Origin of the sequence: Kitasatospora sp. NPDC057518, from assembly GCF_042802075.1 — a bacterium.
In the GTDB taxonomy this organism is placed as follows: Bacteria; Actinomycetota; Actinomycetes; order Streptomycetales; family Streptomycetaceae; genus Kitasatospora.
The window spans coordinates 20,066-35,979 of record NZ_JBHVEU010000027.1; the positions used below are offsets into that span (position 1 = coordinate 20,066).

Annotated in this window: 13 protein-coding genes; all 13 read left to right on the forward strand. The window is 71.4% G+C overall.

All coding sequences use genetic code 11. From position 1 onward, the window contains the following. Nucleotides 1–20: 20 nt before the first annotated feature. The 13 genes from ACFU7Z_RS04970 to nuoN are packed head-to-tail and all read left to right on the forward strand — an operon-like array spanning nucleotide 21 to nucleotide 15,857. The gene (locus ACFU7Z_RS04970) at nucleotides 21–575 is read left to right on the forward strand and encodes an NADH-quinone oxidoreductase subunit B family protein (protein ID WP_074005520.1); all 555 of its coding nucleotides are present in this window, start codon (nucleotides 21–23) and stop codon (nucleotides 573–575) included. Continuing rightward, on the forward strand, nucleotides 572–1,285 hold the full coding sequence (locus ACFU7Z_RS04975; protein WP_380776168.1) for an NADH-quinone oxidoreductase subunit C: 714 nt from the start codon (nucleotides 572–574) through the stop codon (nucleotides 1,283–1,285). Before ACFU7Z_RS04970 ends, ACFU7Z_RS04975 begins: the two co-directional genes overlap by 4 nt. Further along, on the forward strand, nucleotides 1,285–2,625 hold the full coding sequence (locus tag ACFU7Z_RS04980; RefSeq protein WP_049651167.1) for an NADH-quinone oxidoreductase subunit D: 1,341 nt from the start codon (nucleotides 1,285–1,287) through the stop codon (nucleotides 2,623–2,625). Before ACFU7Z_RS04975 ends, ACFU7Z_RS04980 begins: the two co-directional genes overlap by 1 nt. After that, complete coding sequence (gene nuoE, locus ACFU7Z_RS04985) at nucleotides 2,622–3,482, forward strand: NADH-quinone oxidoreductase subunit NuoE (RefSeq protein WP_049651166.1); 861 nt, start codon at nucleotides 2,622–2,624, stop codon at nucleotides 3,480–3,482. Before ACFU7Z_RS04980 ends, nuoE begins: the two co-directional genes overlap by 4 nt. Continuing rightward, nucleotides 3,482–4,843 (forward strand): NADH-quinone oxidoreductase subunit NuoF, encoded by a 1,362-nt coding sequence (gene nuoF, locus ACFU7Z_RS04990; RefSeq protein WP_049651165.1) that lies wholly within the window; start codon nucleotides 3,482–3,484, stop codon nucleotides 4,841–4,843. The genes nuoE and nuoF overlap by 1 nt, the downstream gene beginning before the upstream one ends. Continuing rightward, nucleotides 4,840–7,413, forward strand: a complete 2,574-nt coding sequence (locus ACFU7Z_RS04995) for an NADH-quinone oxidoreductase subunit G (RefSeq protein ID WP_380776173.1) — start codon at nucleotides 4,840–4,842, stop codon at nucleotides 7,411–7,413. The genes nuoF and ACFU7Z_RS04995 overlap by 4 nt, the downstream gene beginning before the upstream one ends. Further along, nucleotides 7,410–8,765, forward strand: a complete 1,356-nt coding sequence (gene nuoH, locus ACFU7Z_RS05000; protein ID WP_375876368.1) for an NADH-quinone oxidoreductase subunit NuoH — start codon at nucleotides 7,410–7,412, stop codon at nucleotides 8,763–8,765. The genes ACFU7Z_RS04995 and nuoH overlap by 4 nt, the downstream gene beginning before the upstream one ends. Nucleotides 8,766–8,771: 6 nt before the next feature. After that, the gene (gene nuoI / locus ACFU7Z_RS05005; RefSeq protein ID WP_380776176.1) at nucleotides 8,772–9,380 is read left to right on the forward strand and encodes an NADH-quinone oxidoreductase subunit NuoI; all 609 of its coding nucleotides are present in this window, start codon (nucleotides 8,772–8,774) and stop codon (nucleotides 9,378–9,380) included. After that, nucleotides 9,380–10,363: an NADH-quinone oxidoreductase subunit J gene (locus ACFU7Z_RS05010; RefSeq protein WP_079272762.1), complete on the forward strand. Its 984-nt coding sequence runs from the start codon at nucleotides 9,380–9,382 to the stop codon at nucleotides 10,361–10,363. Before nuoI ends, ACFU7Z_RS05010 begins: the two co-directional genes overlap by 1 nt. Beyond that, entirely contained in the window at nucleotides 10,360–10,659 is a 300-nt protein-coding gene (gene nuoK / locus ACFU7Z_RS05015) for an NADH-quinone oxidoreductase subunit NuoK (RefSeq protein ID WP_049652557.1), read from the forward strand. The genes ACFU7Z_RS05010 and nuoK overlap by 4 nt, the downstream gene beginning before the upstream one ends. Nucleotides 10,660–10,673: 14 nt before the next feature. After that, nucleotides 10,674–12,569, forward strand: coding sequence for an NADH-quinone oxidoreductase subunit L (gene nuoL / locus ACFU7Z_RS05020; RefSeq protein ID WP_049652555.1), 1,896 nt, complete (start codon nucleotides 10,674–10,676; stop codon nucleotides 12,567–12,569). A gap of 34 nt (nucleotides 12,570–12,603) precedes the next feature. Next, nucleotides 12,604–14,223, forward strand: coding sequence for an NADH-quinone oxidoreductase subunit M (locus tag ACFU7Z_RS05025; protein ID WP_380776179.1), 1,620 nt, complete (start codon nucleotides 12,604–12,606; stop codon nucleotides 14,221–14,223). Beyond that, a complete protein-coding gene (gene nuoN / locus ACFU7Z_RS05030; RefSeq protein ID WP_049652549.1) occupies nucleotides 14,220–15,857 on the forward strand; it encodes an NADH-quinone oxidoreductase subunit NuoN in 1,638 nt (545 codons plus the stop codon). Before ACFU7Z_RS05025 ends, nuoN begins: the two co-directional genes overlap by 4 nt. Nucleotides 15,858–15,914: the final 57 nt, after the last annotated feature.

Here is a 15,914-nt window from a genome sequence, read left to right on the forward strand (position 1 = left end):
AGGGCATTGAGAGGGATCTGATGGGAATCGAGGAGAAGCTGCCGAGCGGCTTTCTGCTCACGACCGTGGAGACGGCCGCCGGCTGGGTGCGCAAGGCGTCACTCTTCCCGGCCACCTTCGGTCTGGCCTGCTGCGCGATCGAGATGATGACCACCGGGGCGGGCCGCTACGACCTGGCCCGGTTCGGCATGGAGGTCTTCCGGGGCTCCCCCCGGCAGGCCGATCTGATGATCGTGGCGGGCCGGGTGAGTCAGAAGATGGCCCCGGTGCTGCGCCAGGTGTACGACCAGATGCCCAACCCCAAGTGGGTCATCTCGATGGGTGTCTGCGCCTCGTCCGGCGGGATGTTCAACAACTACGCGATCGTCCAGGGCGTCGACCACATCGTCCCGGTGGACATCTACCTGCCCGGTTGTCCGCCCCGTCCGGAGATGCTGATGGACGCCATCCTGAAGCTGCACGACAAGATCCAGCACGAGCCGCTGGGCGTGAACAGGCGCCGGGCCGAGGAGCTCGGCGAGGCGCTCGCCCTCAAGGCCACCCCGATCAGCGAGATGCGGGGGCAGCTGCGATGAACGAGCAGGTACCCGAGACCCGCCGCGAGCAGCCGGTCCGCGAGATCCCGGTCGAGGTGGTCGGCCGCCGCCAGGGCATGTTCGGTGCCGAGGGCAGTGGCGACACCTCCGGCTTCGGCGGTCTGGCCGCCCCGATCGTGCTGCCCGGTCCGAGCGAACGCCCGTACGGCGGCTGGTTCGACGAGGTCGCCGACGAGCTGGAGGGCGCCCTGGAGGAGCAGGGTCTGGACCCGGTCGAGGTGATCGAGAGGACGGTGGTCGACCGCGGCGAGATCACCTTCCACATCGAGCGCGACCACCTGCTGAGGACCGCCCGGATCCTGCGCGACGACCCGGCGCTGCGCTTCGAGCTCTGCCTGGGGGTGAGCGGCGTGCACTACCCCGGCGACAAGGGCCGCGAGCTGCACGCGGTCTACCACCTGCGCTCGATCACCCACGGCAGGCTGGTCCGGCTGGAGGCCACCGCGCCCGACGCCGATCCGCGCGTCCCCTCCGTGGTGAGCGTCTACCCGACCAACGACTGGCACGAGCGCGAGGCCTACGACTTCTTCGGCCTGGTCTTCGAGGGCCACCCGGCGCTCACCCGGATCATGATGCCGGACGACTGGCTGGGCCACCCGCAGCGCAAGGACTACCCGCTCGGCGGCATCCCCGTCGAGTACAAGGGCGCCCAGATCCCGGCTCCCGACCAGCGGAGGTCGTACAGCTGATGAACACCCAGCACTATGGAGAGACCGAGGAAGCCGACGCCCGCGAGACCACCGAGGGCCGGGTCTTCACCGTCACCGGCGGCGACTGGGGCGAGGTGGTCGAGGCGGTTGGCCGGGCCGACGACGAGCGCATCATCGTCAACATGGGCCCCCAGCACCCGTCCACCCACGGCGTGCTGCGGCTGATCCTGGAGATCGACGGCGAGACGGTGAAGGAGGCCCGCTGCGGCATCGGCTACCTCCACACCGGCATCGAGAAGAACATGGAGTTCCGCAGCTGGGTCCAGGGCACCACCTTCGTGACCCGCATGGACTACCTGACCCCGCTGTTCAACGAGACGGCCTACTGCCTGGCGGTCGAGAAGCTGCTCGGCATCACCGGCGACGTCCCGGACCGCGCCAACGTCATCCGGGTGATGATGATGGAGCTCAACCGGATCGCCTCGCACCTGGTCTGCCTGGCCACCGGCGGCATGGAGATCGGCTCCACCACCCTGATGATCTACGGCTTCCGGGACCGCGAACTGATCCTGGACGTCTTCGAGCTGGTCACCGGCCTGCGCATGAACCACGCGTACGTGCGCCCGGGCGGCCTCGCCCAGGACCTGCCGCCCGGCGCGGTCGACCAGATCCGCGAGGCGGTCAAGGTCTTCCGCTCCCGGATGCACGAGTACGACAAACTCGCCACCGGCAACCCGGTGTTCAAGGCCCGCCTGGTCGATGTCGGCTTCCTGGACCTGCCCGGCTGCCTGGCCCTGGGTGCCACCGGCCCGATCCTGCGCGCCACCGGCCTGCCGCACGACCTGCGCAAGACCGACCCGTACTGCGGTTACCAGGACTACGACTTCGAGGTCGCGATCGCGGAGAGCGCCGACTCCTACGGCCGCTTCCTGATCCGCCTGGAGGAGATGAAGCAGTCGCTGCGGATCGTCGAGCAGTGCCTGGACCGGCTGCGGCCCGGCCCGGTCATGGTGGCCGACAAGAAGATCGCCTGGCCGGCCCAACTGGCCGTCGGCCCGGACGGGATGGGCAACTCCCTCGACCACATCCGCAAGATCATGGGCACCTCGATGGAGGCCCTGATCCACCACTTCAAGCTGGTCACCGAGGGCTTCCGGGTCCCGGTCGGCCAGGCGTACGCGGCGGTCGAGTCGCCCAAGGGCGAGCTGGGCGTGCACGTGGTCAGCGACGGCGGGACGCGTCCGTACCGGGTCCACTTCCGGGACCCGTCGTTCACCAATCTGCAGACGATGGCGGCGATGTGCGAGGGCGGCCAGGTGGCCGACGTGATCGTCGCGGTGGCCGGGATCGACCCGGTGATGGGAGGCGTGGACCGGTGACCAACGTCGAACTCGGACTGCCGGCACTGCCGGCCGCACCGTACCCCGAGGAGGTGCGTGCCCGGCTGGCCGCCGATGCCGCCGAGCTGATCGCCCGCTACCCGCAGGCCCGCTCGGCGCTGCTGCCGCTGCTGCACCTGGTGCAGGCGGAGGAGGGCTTCGTCAGCCCGACCGGGATCCGCTTCTGCGCCGAACAGCTGGACCTCACCACCGCCGAGGTCACCGCGGTCGCGACCTTCTACACCATGTACCGGCGTCGCCCGGCCGGGAAGTACCACGTCGGGGTCTGCACCAACACCCTGTGCGCGGTGCTCGGCGGCGACCAGATCTTCGCCGAGCTCCAGGAGCACCTGGGCGTCCGCAACAACGAGACCACCGAGGACGGCGAGGTCTCGATCGAGCACATCGAGTGCAACGCGGCCTGCGACTACGCGCCCGTGGTGATGGTCAACTGGGAGTTCTTCGACAACCAGACCCCGGACAGCGCCCGGCAGCTGGTCGACGACCTGCGGGCCGGCCGAGAGGTCCGGCCCACCCGCGGTGCCCGGCTGTGCGGCTTCAAGGAGACCGCCCGGATCCTGGCCGGCTTCCCCGACGAGCGCCCGGGGGCCAACGACGAGTCCGGCGCCGGCGGCGCGCCCTCCCTGGCCGGCCTGCGGCTGGCCCGCGGCGAGGCGCTGCCCGGCACCCCCGGCACCAAGGTGGTCGCCCCGCGCCCCGAATCCCCGCGCTCCGACGCACCCCGCTCCGACGCACCCCGCCCCGAGGCCAACGGCCAGGCAGGCAACGGCCAGGCGGCCAACGGCCAAGCGGGCACCACCCAAGCGGGCAACGGCCAGGAAGGGAGCGAAGCGTGATGACCTCCGCCGAGCCGGCCGAGAAGCTGCTCACCCCGGTCCTGTCCGACTCCTGGGACGACAGCCGCCCCTGGACGCTCGACACCTACCGCCGTCACCACGGCTACGAGGGCCTCAAGGCGGCCCTCGCCATGCCGCCGGACGACGTGATCGCCCTGGTCAAGGACTCCGGCCTGCGCGGCCGCGGCGGCGCCGGCTTCCCCACCGGGATGAAGTGGCAGTTCATCCCGCAGAACGACGGCAAGCCGCACTACCTGGTGGTCAACGCGGACGAGTCCGAGCCGGGCACCTGCAAGGACATCCCGCTGCTGTTCGCCAACCCGCACGCGCTGATCGAGGGCATGATCATCGCCTCCTACGCGATCCGCTGCGACCACGCCTTCATCTACCTGCGCGGCGAGGTCGTCCCGGTGCTGCGCCGGCTGCACGCGGCCGTCGCCGAGGCGTACGGGGCGGGGCTGCTGGGCCGGAACATCCTCGGCTCGGGCGTCGACCTGGACATCACCGTGCACGCCGGCGCCGGCGCCTACATCTGCGGCGAGGAGACGGCGCTGCTGGACTCGCTGGAGGGCCGCCGCGGCCAGCCCAGGCTGCGGCCCCCGTTCCCGGCCATCGCCGGCCTGTACGCCTGCCCGACGGTGGTCAACAACGTCGAGTCGATCGCCTCGGTGCCGCCGATCCTGTCCCGCGGCAAGGAGTGGTTCAAGGCCCTGGGCACCGAGAAGTCCCCCGGCTTCACGCTCTACTCGCTCTCCGGCCACGTCACCAACCCCGGCCAGTACGAGGCCCCGCTCGGCGTCACGCTGCGCCAGCTGCTCGACCTCAGCGGCGGCGTCCGCGCCGGGCACCGGCTGAAGTTCTGGACCCCGGGCGGCTCCTCCACCCCGATGTTCACCGACGAGCACCTCGACGTCCCGCTGGACTACGAGGGCGTCGGTGCGGCCGGCTCGATGCTCGGCACCAAGGCGCTCCAGGTCTTCGACGAGACCACCTGCGTGGTGCGGGCCGTCACCCGCTGGACGGAGTTCTACGCCCACGAGTCCTGCGGCAAGTGCACCCCCTGCCGCGAGGGCACCTACTGGCTGGTCCAGCTGCTCAAGCGGATCGAGGCGGGCCAGGGCGTCGACGGGGACCTGGAGAAGCTCCTCGACATCGCCGACAACATCAACGGCAAGTCGTTCTGCGCCCTGGGCGACGGCGCGGCCAGTCCGATCGTCTCCTCGCTCCAGCACTTCCGGGCCGAGTACGAGCAGCACCTGGCCGAGCGCCGCTGCCCGTTCGACCCGGCCGCCTCCACCGTCTGGGCCGACGGCCCCCGCCCCGGCCACCAGTCCGCCACCGAAAGGGAGGTGCACGCGTGACGATCACAGAGCCAACGGCCTCCGAGACAGCGGTCGAACTGGTCACGCTCACCATCGACGGCGTCGAAGTGCGGGTCCCCAAGGGAACGTTGGTGATCAGGGCCGCCGAGACCATCGGCACCCAGATCCCGCGCTTCTGCGACCACCCGCTGCTCGACCCGGCCGGCGCCTGCCGCCAGTGCATCGTCGAGGTCGAGGGCCAGCGCAAGCCGGTCGCCTCCTGCACCATCCCGGTGGCCGAGGGCATGGTGGTGCGCACCCAGCTCAGCTCGCCGGTGGCCGAGAAGGCCCAGCGCGGCGTGATGGAGCTGCTGCTGATCAATCACCCGCTGGACTGCCCGGTCTGCGACAAGGGCGGCGAGTGCCCGCTGCAGAACCAGGCGATGAGCAGCGGCGCCGCCGACTCCCGCTTCGAGGGGATGAAGCGCACCTACGAGAAGCCGGTGCCGATCAGCAGCCAGGTGCTGCTGGACCGCGAGCGCTGCGTGCTGTGCGCGCGCTGCACCCGCTTCTCGCAGCAGATCGCCGGGGACCCGTTCATCGACCTGGTGGAGCGCGGGGCGCTGCAGCAGGTCGGCACCGGCGAGGGCGACGACTTCGAGTCGTACTTCTCCGGGAACACCATCCAGATCTGCCCGGTGGGCGCGCTCACCTCGGCGGCGTACCGGTTCCGCTCGCGCCCCTTCGACCTGGTCTCCTCGCCGAGCGTGTGCGAGCACTGCGCCTCGGGCTGCGCGCAGCGCACCGACCACCGGCGCGGCAAGGTGCTGCGCCGGCTGGCGGGCGAGGACCCGGCGGTGAACGAGGAGTGGAACTGCGACAAGGGCCGCTTCGCCTTCCGCTACGCCCAGCAGCGCGACCGGCTGACCACCCCGCTGGTGCGGGTGGACGGCGAGCTGGTGCCGGCCTCCTGGCCGGAGGCGCTGGCCCGGGCGGCCGAGGGGCTGCGCGGGGTCCGGGCGGGGGTGCTGGCCGGCGGCCGGGTGACGGTCGAGGACGCCTACGCGTACGGGAAGTTCGCGCGGGTGGTGCTGGGCACCAACGACGTGGACTTCCGGGCCCGCCCGCACAGCGGCGAGGAGGCGGACTTCCTGGCCGCGGCGGTGGCCGGGCGGGGCGTCGACGTGGACGGCACCGGGGTGTCGTACGAGGACCTCGACCGGGCGCCGGCGGTGCTGCTGGCGGGCTTCGAGCCGGAGGAGGAGTCGCCGATCGTCTTCCTGCGGCTGCGCAAGGCGACCCGGGCGACGGGCCTGAAGGTGTTCTCGGTGGCCGCGTTCGGCTCCCGGGGCCTGGCGAAGCTGCGCGGGGCGCTGCTGCCGGCCGCCCCCGGCACCGAGCCGGAGTGGTTCGCGGCGCTGGCGGCGGACGAGCCGCTGAACGACGACGCGGGCCGGGCGGCCGAACTGCTGCGCACCCCGGGCGCGGTGATCCTGGCGGGCGAGCGGCTGGCCGCCGTCCCGGGCGGGCTGACGGCGGTGCTGCGGCTGGCGCACGCGACGGGTGCGAGGCTCGCCTGGGTGTCGCGCCGGGCCGGTGAGCGCGGGGCCGTCGAGGCGGGCGTGCTGCCGGGCCTGCTGCCCGGCGGGCGTCCGGTGGCCGTTCCGGCGGCCCGGGCGGAGGCGGCCGCGGTGTGGGGCGGCGCCGAGCCGCCGTCCCGGCCGGGCCGGGACACCGACGGGATCCTGGCGGCGGCCGTGGCGGGCGAGTTGGACGCGCTGCTGGTCGGCGGCGTGGACCCGGACGACCTGCCGGATCCGGCGCTGGCCGACGAGGCGCTGGCGGCGGTGCCGTTCCTGGTGTCGCTGGAGCTGCGGCCCTCGGCGGTGACGGCGCGGGCCGACGTGGTGCTGCCGGTGGCGGCGGTGGCGGAGAAGGCCGGCACCTTCCTGGACTGGGAGGGCCGGGTGCGGATGTTCGAGTCGGCGCTCAAGCCGGACCAGCAGATGGGCCGCCACCTCCAGCCGGACCTGCGGGTGCTGGGCATGCTGGCCGACGCGCTGGGCCACCGGCTGGGCCTGCCGGACGTCCGGGCGGCCCGGCTGGAGCTGGACCGCTTCGCCCCCTGGGAGGGCGACCGCACGGCCGACCCGGCGGCGCACCCGGGCCTGCTGCCCCGACCGGCCACCGGTCAGGCGGTGCTGGCGGGTTGGCGTCTGCTGCTGGACAACGGCGTGCTGCAGCAGGGGGACCCGCACCTGGCGGGCACCCGGCACCGGGCGGTGGCCCGGATCTCGGCGGAGACGGCCAAGGAGATCGGCGCCGAGGCGGCCGAGGAGCTGCGGCTGACCGGTCCGGCCGGATCGCTGACCCTGCCGCTGGAGGTCACCGACTCGATCCCGGACCGCACGGTCTGGGTCCCGCTGGACTCCACGCCGGGCGGTGCCCACCGCGCGCTCGGCACCACCGTCGGCCACCTGGTCACGATCGCCGCGGCCGAGTCGGAACCCGAGCCCGAACCCGAGCCCGAAGTCGGACCCGGACCCGAAGTCGGACCCGCACCCGGGGCCGGCTCCGAACCCGGGGCCGCGGACGAGACCGCCGGCGACGGCACAGGGGAGGACCGATGACGTCGCAGCCGTACGAGACGCTCCACTTCTTCGGGCAGGACCCGTGGTGGCTGGTGCTGCTGAAGGCGGTGTTCTGCTTCGCCTTCCTGGTCCTGACGGTGCTGATCGCGATCGTCTGGGAGCGCAAGGTGGTGGCCTGGATGCAGCTGCGCATCGGGCCCAACCGGCACGGCCCGTGGGGCCTGCTGCAGTCGCTGGCGGACGGCGTGAAGCTGGCGCTGAAGGAAGACCTGGTGGTCAAGGGCTCGGACAAGGTGGTCTACATCCTGGCCCCGATCGTCTGCGCCATCCCCGCGTTCATGGCCTTCGCGGTGATCCCGTTCGGTCCGGCCGGCAACGAGGTGTCGATCTTCGGCACCCGTACGCCGCTCCAGCTGACGGACTTCCCGGTCGCGCTGCTGTACGTCCTGGCGACGGCCTCGGTGGGCATCTACGGCATCGTGCTGGCCGGCTGGTCCTCGGGTTCGACGTACCCGCTGCTGGGCGGGCTGCGCTCGTCCGCGCAGATGATCAGCTACGAGATCGCGATGGGCCTGTCCTTCGCGGCGGTGTTCATCTACTCGGGCTCGATGTCGACCTCGGAGATCGTGGCGCACCAGCAGCCGACCTGGTTCGCGGCGCTGCTGCCGGTGTCGTTCATCGTCTACATCATCGCGATGGTCGGCGAGACCAACCGGGCGCCGTTCGACCTGCCGGAGGCCGAGGGCGAGCTGGTCGGCGGCTTCAACACCGAGTACTCCTCGCTGAAGTTCGCGATGTTCATGCTGGCCGAGTACGTGAACATGGTGACGGTCTCGGCGGTGGCCTCGACCCTCTTCCTGGGCGGCTGGCGGGCCCCGTGGCCGGTGACGACCTTCTGGGAGGGCGCCAACCACGGCTGGTGGCCGATGCTGTGGATCACGCTGAAGATCCAGCTGCTGCTGTTCTTCTTCATCTGGCTGCGCGGCACGCTGCCCCGGCTCCGCTACGACCAGTTCATGAAGCTGGGCTGGAAGGTGCTGATCCCGGTCTCGCTGGTGTGGCTGGTGCTGATCGCGAGCGTACGGGCGCTGCGCAACGAGGGCTACGGCTTCGGCCAGGTGGTGCTGTACGTGGGCGCCCCGGTCGGGGCGGTGCTGCTGCTGGCGCTGCTGCGGGACTTCCTGAGGAAGCAGCCGGAGTCCGGGGAGGCCCCGCCCGGCGCGGGCCCGGCCCGGCCGAAGGACGGGGGGGAGTTCGACCCGATGGCGGGCGGCTACCCCGTCCCGCCGCTGCCCGGCCAGGTGCTCCCGCCGGTGCCGCGCCGCCGCAGCCGTGCCCCGAAGCAACTCCAGGACGCCCTCAACGGGGCCGACCATTCCGAAGGGAGCTGAACCGAGATGTCCGACCAGTCCGATCGAACGGGCCACGCCGAACGGGGCGACCGTCCGTCGATCCTCGGCCCGGCCGCCGGCTTCGGCGTGACCTTCAAGGCCATGTTCAAGAAGCGGCTCACCGAGCAGTACCCGGAGCAGAAGAAGCCCACCGCTCCGCGCTTCCACGGCCGCCACCAGCTGAACCGGCACCCGGACGGCCTGGAGAAGTGCGTCGGCTGCGAGCTGTGCGCGTGGGCCTGCCCGGCCGACGCGATCTACGTGGAGGGCGCGGACAACCAGGACGAGGAGCGCTACTCCCCGGGTGAGCGCTACGGCGCGGTGTACCAGATCAACTACGCCCGCTGCATCCTGTGCGGGCTGTGCATCGAGGCCTGCCCGACCAGGGCGCTGACCATGACCAACGAGTACGAGCTGGCCGACTCCTCCCGGCGGGACCTCATCTTCACCAAGGAGCAGCTGCTGGTGGGCCTGTCCGAGGGCATGGTCGACACCCCGCACGCGATCTTCCCGGGCGCCGACGAGGGCGCGTACTACCGGGGCGAGGTCACCTCGGCGGCGCCGGGGACGGTCCAGCAGGAGCGCACCGAGCGGGACAAGGAGGTGCAGCAGTGATCGCGCGGCTGGCGGAGGCGACCGGGACGACCTCGACGGGCGAGGCCGTCCAGTTCTGGGTGCTCGCGGTGATCGCGGTCGGCGGCGCGCTCGGCATGGTGCTGATGCGCAAGGCCGTGCACAGCGCGCTCTGCCTGGCGGCCACCATGATGGCGCTGGCGGTCTGTTACATGGCCCAGGGCGCGGTGTTCCTGGGCGTGGTGCAGATCGTGGTGTACACCGGCGCGATCATGATGCTGTTCCTGTTCGTGGTGATGCTGGTCGGCGTCACCGGCGAGGACTCGCTGAAGGAGCAGCTGAAGGGCCAGCGGTTCGCCGCGGCGCTGTGCGGGCTGGGCTTCGGCGTGCTGCTGATCGCCGGGATCGCCAACGCGAAGCTGGACCACTTCACCGGGCTGTCCGAGGCGAACGCCGAGGGCAACGTGCCGGGCCTGGCCCGGCTGATCTTCACCCGCTACGTGTGGGCCTTCGAGGTCACCGGCGCGCTGCTGATCACCGCGGCGATCGGCGCGATGGTGCTGACCCACCGGGAGCACGTGAAGGCGCCGAAGACGCAGCGCGAGCTGGCGGCGCAGCGGGTCGTGGACAACATCCAGCTGCCGCCGCTGCCGGCGCCGGGCGTGTACGCCCGGCACAACGCGGTGGACGTGCCGGGGCTGCTGCCGGACGGCACGATCGCCGAGGACTCGGTGATGGCGACGCTGCGCGAGCGCGGCCAGGTCCGGGACGTCAGCCAGGCGATGCTGCGGCGGATGGCGGAGCTGGAGAACAGCACGGCGGACTGGCTGGGCCGTCCGTCCTCGGAGCGGCCGGCCGTGAAGGCCCCGCGCAAGTCGCTGGAGCCGGTGCCGGCCAACGGCGCCCCGCTGCCGGCGAACGGCGGGGCGGTGACGGCGAAGGGGTCGGCGAACGGGCCGGCGAACGGCGGGCCGGTGCCGGCGAACAACGTGAAGCACCCGGCCGACGAGGAGGGCGCGGAGTGAACCCGGTCAACTACCTCTACCTGTCGGCCCTGTTGTTCACCATCGGAGCGGCCGGGGTGCTGGTCCGACGCAACGCGATCGTGCTGTTCATGTGCGTGGAGCTGATGCTGAACGCCTCGAACCTCGCCCTGGTGACCTTCTCCCGGCTGCACGGGACCTTGGACGGCCAGATCATCGCGTTCTTCACGATGGTGGTCGCGGCGGCCGAGGTCGTGGTCGGCCTCGCCATCATCGTCTCCATCTTCCGGACCAGGCACTCCGCTTCGGTCGACGACAGCAACCTGATGAAGCTGTAGGCGGAGGGCCCTCGGTGAAATCTCTCATTCCGCTGCTGGTGGCGGCTCCACTGGCGGGCGCCGCCCTGCTGCTGCTCGGCGGCCGGGCGCTGGACCGCTTCGGCCACTGGCTGGCCACCGCGCTCGCGGCGCTCTCGTTCGGCTTCGGCCTGGCCCTGTTCTCGGACATGCTCGGCCGTGACGCCGAGCACCGGGCGGTCACCCGGCACCTGTTCAGCTGGATCCCGGTGAACGGCTTCCAGGCCGATATCTCCTTCCGGCTCGACCAGCTGTCGATGACCTTCGTCCTGCTGATCACCGGTGTCGGCACGCTGATCCACCTCTACTCGGTCGGCTACATGGCGCACGACGAGCGCCGGCGCCGCTTCTTCGCGTACCTGAACCTGTTCCTGGCCGCCATGCTGCTGCTGGTGGTCGCGGACAACTACCTGCTGCTGTACTTCGGCTGGGAGGGCGTGGGCCTGGCCTCGTACCTCCTGATCGGCTTCTGGCAGCACAAGCCGAGTGCGGCGACGGCGGCGAAGAAGGCCTTCATCGTCAACCGGGTCGGCGACATGGGCCTGTCCATCGCGATCATGCTGATGTTCGCGGAGTTCGGCTCCTTCGCCTTCGACCCGGTCTTCGGCGGTGCCCACCAGGCGAGCGAGGGCAAGCTGACGGCGATCGGCCTGATGCTGCTGCTGGCGGCCTGCGGCAAGTCGGCGCAGGTGCCGCTGCAGTCCTGGCTCGGGGACGCGATGGAGGGCCCGACCCCGGTGTCGGCGCTGATCCACGCGGCCACCATGGTGACCGCGGGCGTTTACCTGATCACCCGCTCCTCGGCGGTCTTCGACCTGGCGCCGGACGCGCAGACCGCCGTGGTGGTGGTCGGCGCGGTCACGCTGCTGTTCGGTGCGATCGTCGGTTGCGCCAAGGACGACATCAAGAAGGCGCTGGCCGGCTCGACGATGTCGCAGATCGGCTACATGGTGCTGGCGGCCGGGCTCGGCCCGATCGGCTACGCCTTCGCGATCATGCACCTGGTGACCCACGGCTTCTTCAAGGCCGGGCTGTTCCTCGGCGCCGGGTCGGTCATGCACGGCATGAACGACGAGGTGAACATGCGTCACTACGGCGGCCTGCGGAAGTACATGCCGGTCACCTTCGTCACCTTCGGCCTCGGCTACCTGGCGATCATCGGCTTCCCGGGCCTGTCCGGCTTCTTCTCCAAGGACAAGATCATCGAGGCGGCCTTCGCCAAGGGCGGCACCGAGGGCTGGATCCTCGGGGGGTGCGCGCTGGTCGGCGCGGCGGTCACCGCGTTCTACATGACCAGGGTCATGGTGCTGACCTTCTTCGGCGAGAAGCGCTGGCAGCCGGACGCGGAGGGCAACGCCCCGCACCCGCACGAGTCGCCGCGGACGATGACCGTCCCGATGGTCCTGCTGGCCTTCGGCTCGGTCTTCGCGGGCGGACTGTTCGCCTTCAACGACTCCTTCCTGAAGTGGCTGGAGCCGGTCACCGGGCACGAGGAGGGCAACTCCCCGCTCGCCCCGCTGACCGTCACCCTGCTGACCACGGCCTGCATGCTGGCCGGCGTCGGCCTCGCGTACCTGGTGTACGGGCGCTCGCCGGTCCCGGTGGTGCCGCCGGTCGGCTCCCCGCTCACCCGGGCCGCCCGCCGCGACCTGCTGCAGGACGACTTCAACCACGCGGTGCTGGTGCGGCCGGGCTCGGCGCTCGCCGCGGCGCTGGTCTTCTTCGACAGCCGCGGCCTGGACGGCGTGGTCAACGGCCTGGCCGCCGGGATCGGCGGGCTCTCCGGCCGGCTGCGGCGGGTCCAGAACGGCTACGTCCGCTCGTACGCGCTCTCCATGTTCGGCGGCACGCTGGTGCTGGTCGCCATGACTCTCCTGATGAGGTCCACGTGATGACTCGTCCTGATATCCGTTGGGGGGCCAGGCCATGAGCTTCCTGTTGACCGCCACCTGCGCCGTCCCGGCGGCCGGCGCGGTGCTGACGGCCGCGCTGCCCGCCGGGTCCTCCGAGAGCCGGCGCAGGACCACCAAGGCCGTCGCGCTGGGCGCCTCGGCCGTCACCCTGGTGCTGGCCGCCGTGGTGGCGGCCCGGTTCGACCCGTACGGCGCCCGCTTCCAGTTGAACGAGTCGTACAGCTGGATCCGCTCCTTCGGCATCACCTTCTCGCTCGGCGTGGACGGCATCGGCGCGGTGCTTGCCCTGCTCACCGCCGTGCTCGTGCCGCTGGTGATCCTCGCCTCCTGGCACGACGCCGACCCGGCGCCGGCCGGGCCGGACGGCACCTTCGAGAACAAGCGCCGCACCCAGGCCTTCTTCGCCCTGATCCTGGCGGTGGAGGCGATGGTGGTCGTCTCCTTCTACGCCACCGACGTCTTCGTGTTCTACGTGTTCTTCGAAGCCATGCTGATCCCGATGTACTTCCTGATCGGCGGCTTCGGCGACCGGGCGGGCGGCCCCGAGTCGGCGCGTCAGCGCTCCTACGCGGCCGTGAAGTTCCTGCTCTACAACCTGCTCGGCGGCCTGGTGATGCTGGCCGCCGTGATCGGCCTGTACGTGACGGCGCAGGACCAGGGCTTCGGCACCTTCGACCTGCCGACGCTGACCTCGGCGATCGCCGACGGCCGGCTCCAGCTGACCGGCACCGCCGAGAAGGCGCTGTTCCTGGGCTTCTTCTTCGCCTTCGCGGTGAAGGCCCCGCTCTGGCCGCTGCACACCTGGCTGCCGAACGCGATGGGCGAGTCCACCGCCGGCACCGCGGTGCTGATCACCGCGGTGGTGGACAAGGTCGGCACCTTCGCGATGCTGCGCTTCTGCCTCGGGCTGTTCCCGAACGCCTCGAAGACCTTCGCCCCGGCGATCCTGGTCCTCGCGCTGATCGGGATCGTCTACGGCGCGCTGCTGGCGATCGGCCAGAAGGACATCAAGCGGCTGGTGGCGTACGCCTCGATCTCGCACTTCGGCTTCATCATCATGGGCGTCTTCGCCCTGACCAGCCAGGGCCAGAGCGGCGCGACCCTCTACATGGTGAACCACGGCCTGTCCACGGCGGCGTGGATGCTGGTGGCCGGCTTCCTGATCTCCCGTCGCGGCTCGCGGCTGATCGCCGACTACGGCGGCGTGCAGAAGGTCGCCCCGGTGCTGGCCGGGACGTTCCTGATCGGCAGTCTGGCCACCCTGTCGCTGCCCGGGCTGGCCCCGTTCGTCAGCGAGTTCCTGGTCCTGGTGGGCACCTTCACCCGCTACCCGGCGATCGGGATCGTGGCCACCTTCGGCATCGTGCTGGCCGCGCTGTACGCCCTGCTGCTGTACCAGCGCACCATGACCGGCCCGGTGAAGGACGGGGTGCGCACGATGCCCGACCTCAAGGCCCGCGAACTCGCCGTGGTAGGCCCGTTGGTGGCGCTGACCATCCTGCTCGGCGTCTACCCGAAGCCGCTCACCGACATGGTCAACCCCTCGGTGAACGCGACGCTCTCGCAGGTCCACCAGACCGACCCGGCGCCGGCCCACCCGGTCGCCGCCACCTCAGGAGGTGAGCAGAAGTGAGTGCCACCGCAGTGCTCGCCGCCGCCGGCGGCAACACCCCCAGCATCCCGGCGCCGCACATCGAGTACGGCCAGCTCTCCCCGATGCTCGTGGTGTTCGCGGCCGCCGTGGCCGGCGTCCTGGTGGAGGCCTTCGTGCCCCGCCGGTACCGGCACTGGACCCAGGTGACGCTCGCCCTGGCCGGGCTGGTCGGCGCCTTCGTCGCCGTGGTGGTGCTGGCCGTGCAGAGCCACGGCTTCACCCGGATCGACCTGCTGGCCATGGAGTCCGTCGCGATGGACGGCCCGGCGCTGTTCCTCCAGGGCGTGATCCTGCTGGCCTCCGTGGTCGCGGTGCTCACCTACGCCGAGCGGAGGCTGGAGCCCAAGGCCGGCGGCCTGCCCGCCGACGCCTTCGCCGCCCAGGCCGCCGCGACCCCCGGCGGCGAGCAGGAGCGGGCCGCGGTCCGGGCCGGCTTCGCCACCAGCGAGGTCTTCCCGCTCACCATGTTCGCGGTCGGCGGCATGCTGCTGTTCCCCGCCGCCAACGACCTGCTGACCATGTTCGTGGCGCTGGAGGTCTTCTCGCTGCCGCTGTACCTGCTGTGCGCGCTGGCCCGGCGCCGCCGGCTGCTCTCCCAGGAGGCGGCGGTCAAGTACTTCCTGCTCGGCGCCTTCGCCTCGGCGTTCTTCCTGTTCGGCACCGCGCTGCTGTACGGCTACGCGGGCAGCGTGAAGCTCGGCGACATCGGGGACGTCATCTCCGGCAAGGCGATGACCACCCCCGCGCAGCTGAGCACCACCCAGAGCGACGCGCTGGTGCTGACCGGCCTGGCGATGCTGGCGGTCGGCCTGCTGTTCAAGGTCGCCGCGGTGCCCTTCCACTCCTGGACCCCGGACGTCTACCAGGGCGCGCCGACCCCGGTGACCGGCTTCATGGCGGCGGCCACCAAGGTCGCGGCCTTCGGGGCCTTCCTGCGGCTGTTCTACGTGGCCTTCCCGGGCCTGCGGCTGGACTGGCGGCCGGTGATGTGGGGCGTCGCGATCCTCACCATGGTGGTGGGCGCGGTGCTCGCGGTGACCCAGCAGGACGTCAAGCGCCTGCTGGCGTACTCCTCGATCGCGCACGCGGGGTTCATCCTGACCGGCGTGATCGCCGTCAACAAGCAGGGCATCTCCTCGGTGCTGTTCTACCTGCTGGCGTACTCCTTCGTGACGCTCGGCGCGTTCGCGGTGGTGACGCTGGTGCGCGACTCCAAGGGCGAGGCGACCCACCTGTCCAGCTGGGCCGGGCTCGGGCGGCGCTCGCCGCTGGTGGCGGCGGTGTTCGCGCTGTTCCTGCTGGCCTTCGCCGGGATTCCGCTGACCTCCGGGTTCACCGGGAAGTTCGCGGTGTTCCAGGCCGCGGCCAGCGGCGGGGCGACCCCGCTGGTGGTGGTCGGTGTGCTGAGCTCGGCGGTGGCCGCGTTCTTCTACATCCGGGTCATCGTGCTGATGTTCTTCTCGGACCCCCAGCCGGGGGGCCCCACGGTGGCGGTGCCGAGCGCCTTCACGGCGACCGCGATCGGGGTGGGGGTGCTGGTCACGCTGGGTCTCGGACTGCTGCCGCAGTACTTCCTCGACCTCGCCTCCAAGGCCTCGCTGTTCGTGCGCTGACCTTTACGCCCACCGCCTCCGACCAGGGCCCCGTCCGGGCCGCGCTCAGCCCGCGCG

What these genes read in the sequence shown, in the direction of transcription:
- nuoF (WP_049651165.1), top strand. Translation starts at nt 3,482, where the DNA reads ATGACCTCCGCCGAGCCGGCCGAGAAGCTGCTCACCCCGGTCCTGTCC.
- ACFU7Z_RS04975 (WP_380776168.1), top strand. Translation starts at nt 572, where the DNA reads ATGAACGAGCAGGTACCCGAGACCCGCCGCGAGCAGCCGGTCCGCGAG.
- ACFU7Z_RS04980 (WP_049651167.1), top strand. Translation starts at nt 1,285, where the DNA reads ATGAACACCCAGCACTATGGAGAGACCGAGGAAGCCGACGCCCGCGAG.
- nuoH (WP_375876368.1), top strand. Translation starts at nt 7,410, where the DNA reads ATGACGTCGCAGCCGTACGAGACGCTCCACTTCTTCGGGCAGGACCCG.
- ACFU7Z_RS05025 (WP_380776179.1), top strand. Translation starts at nt 12,604, where the DNA reads ATGAGCTTCCTGTTGACCGCCACCTGCGCCGTCCCGGCGGCCGGCGCG.
- nuoI (WP_380776176.1), top strand. Translation starts at nt 8,772, where the DNA reads ATGTCCGACCAGTCCGATCGAACGGGCCACGCCGAACGGGGCGACCGT.
- ACFU7Z_RS04970 (WP_074005520.1), top strand. Translation starts at nt 21, where the DNA reads ATGGGAATCGAGGAGAAGCTGCCGAGCGGCTTTCTGCTCACGACCGTG.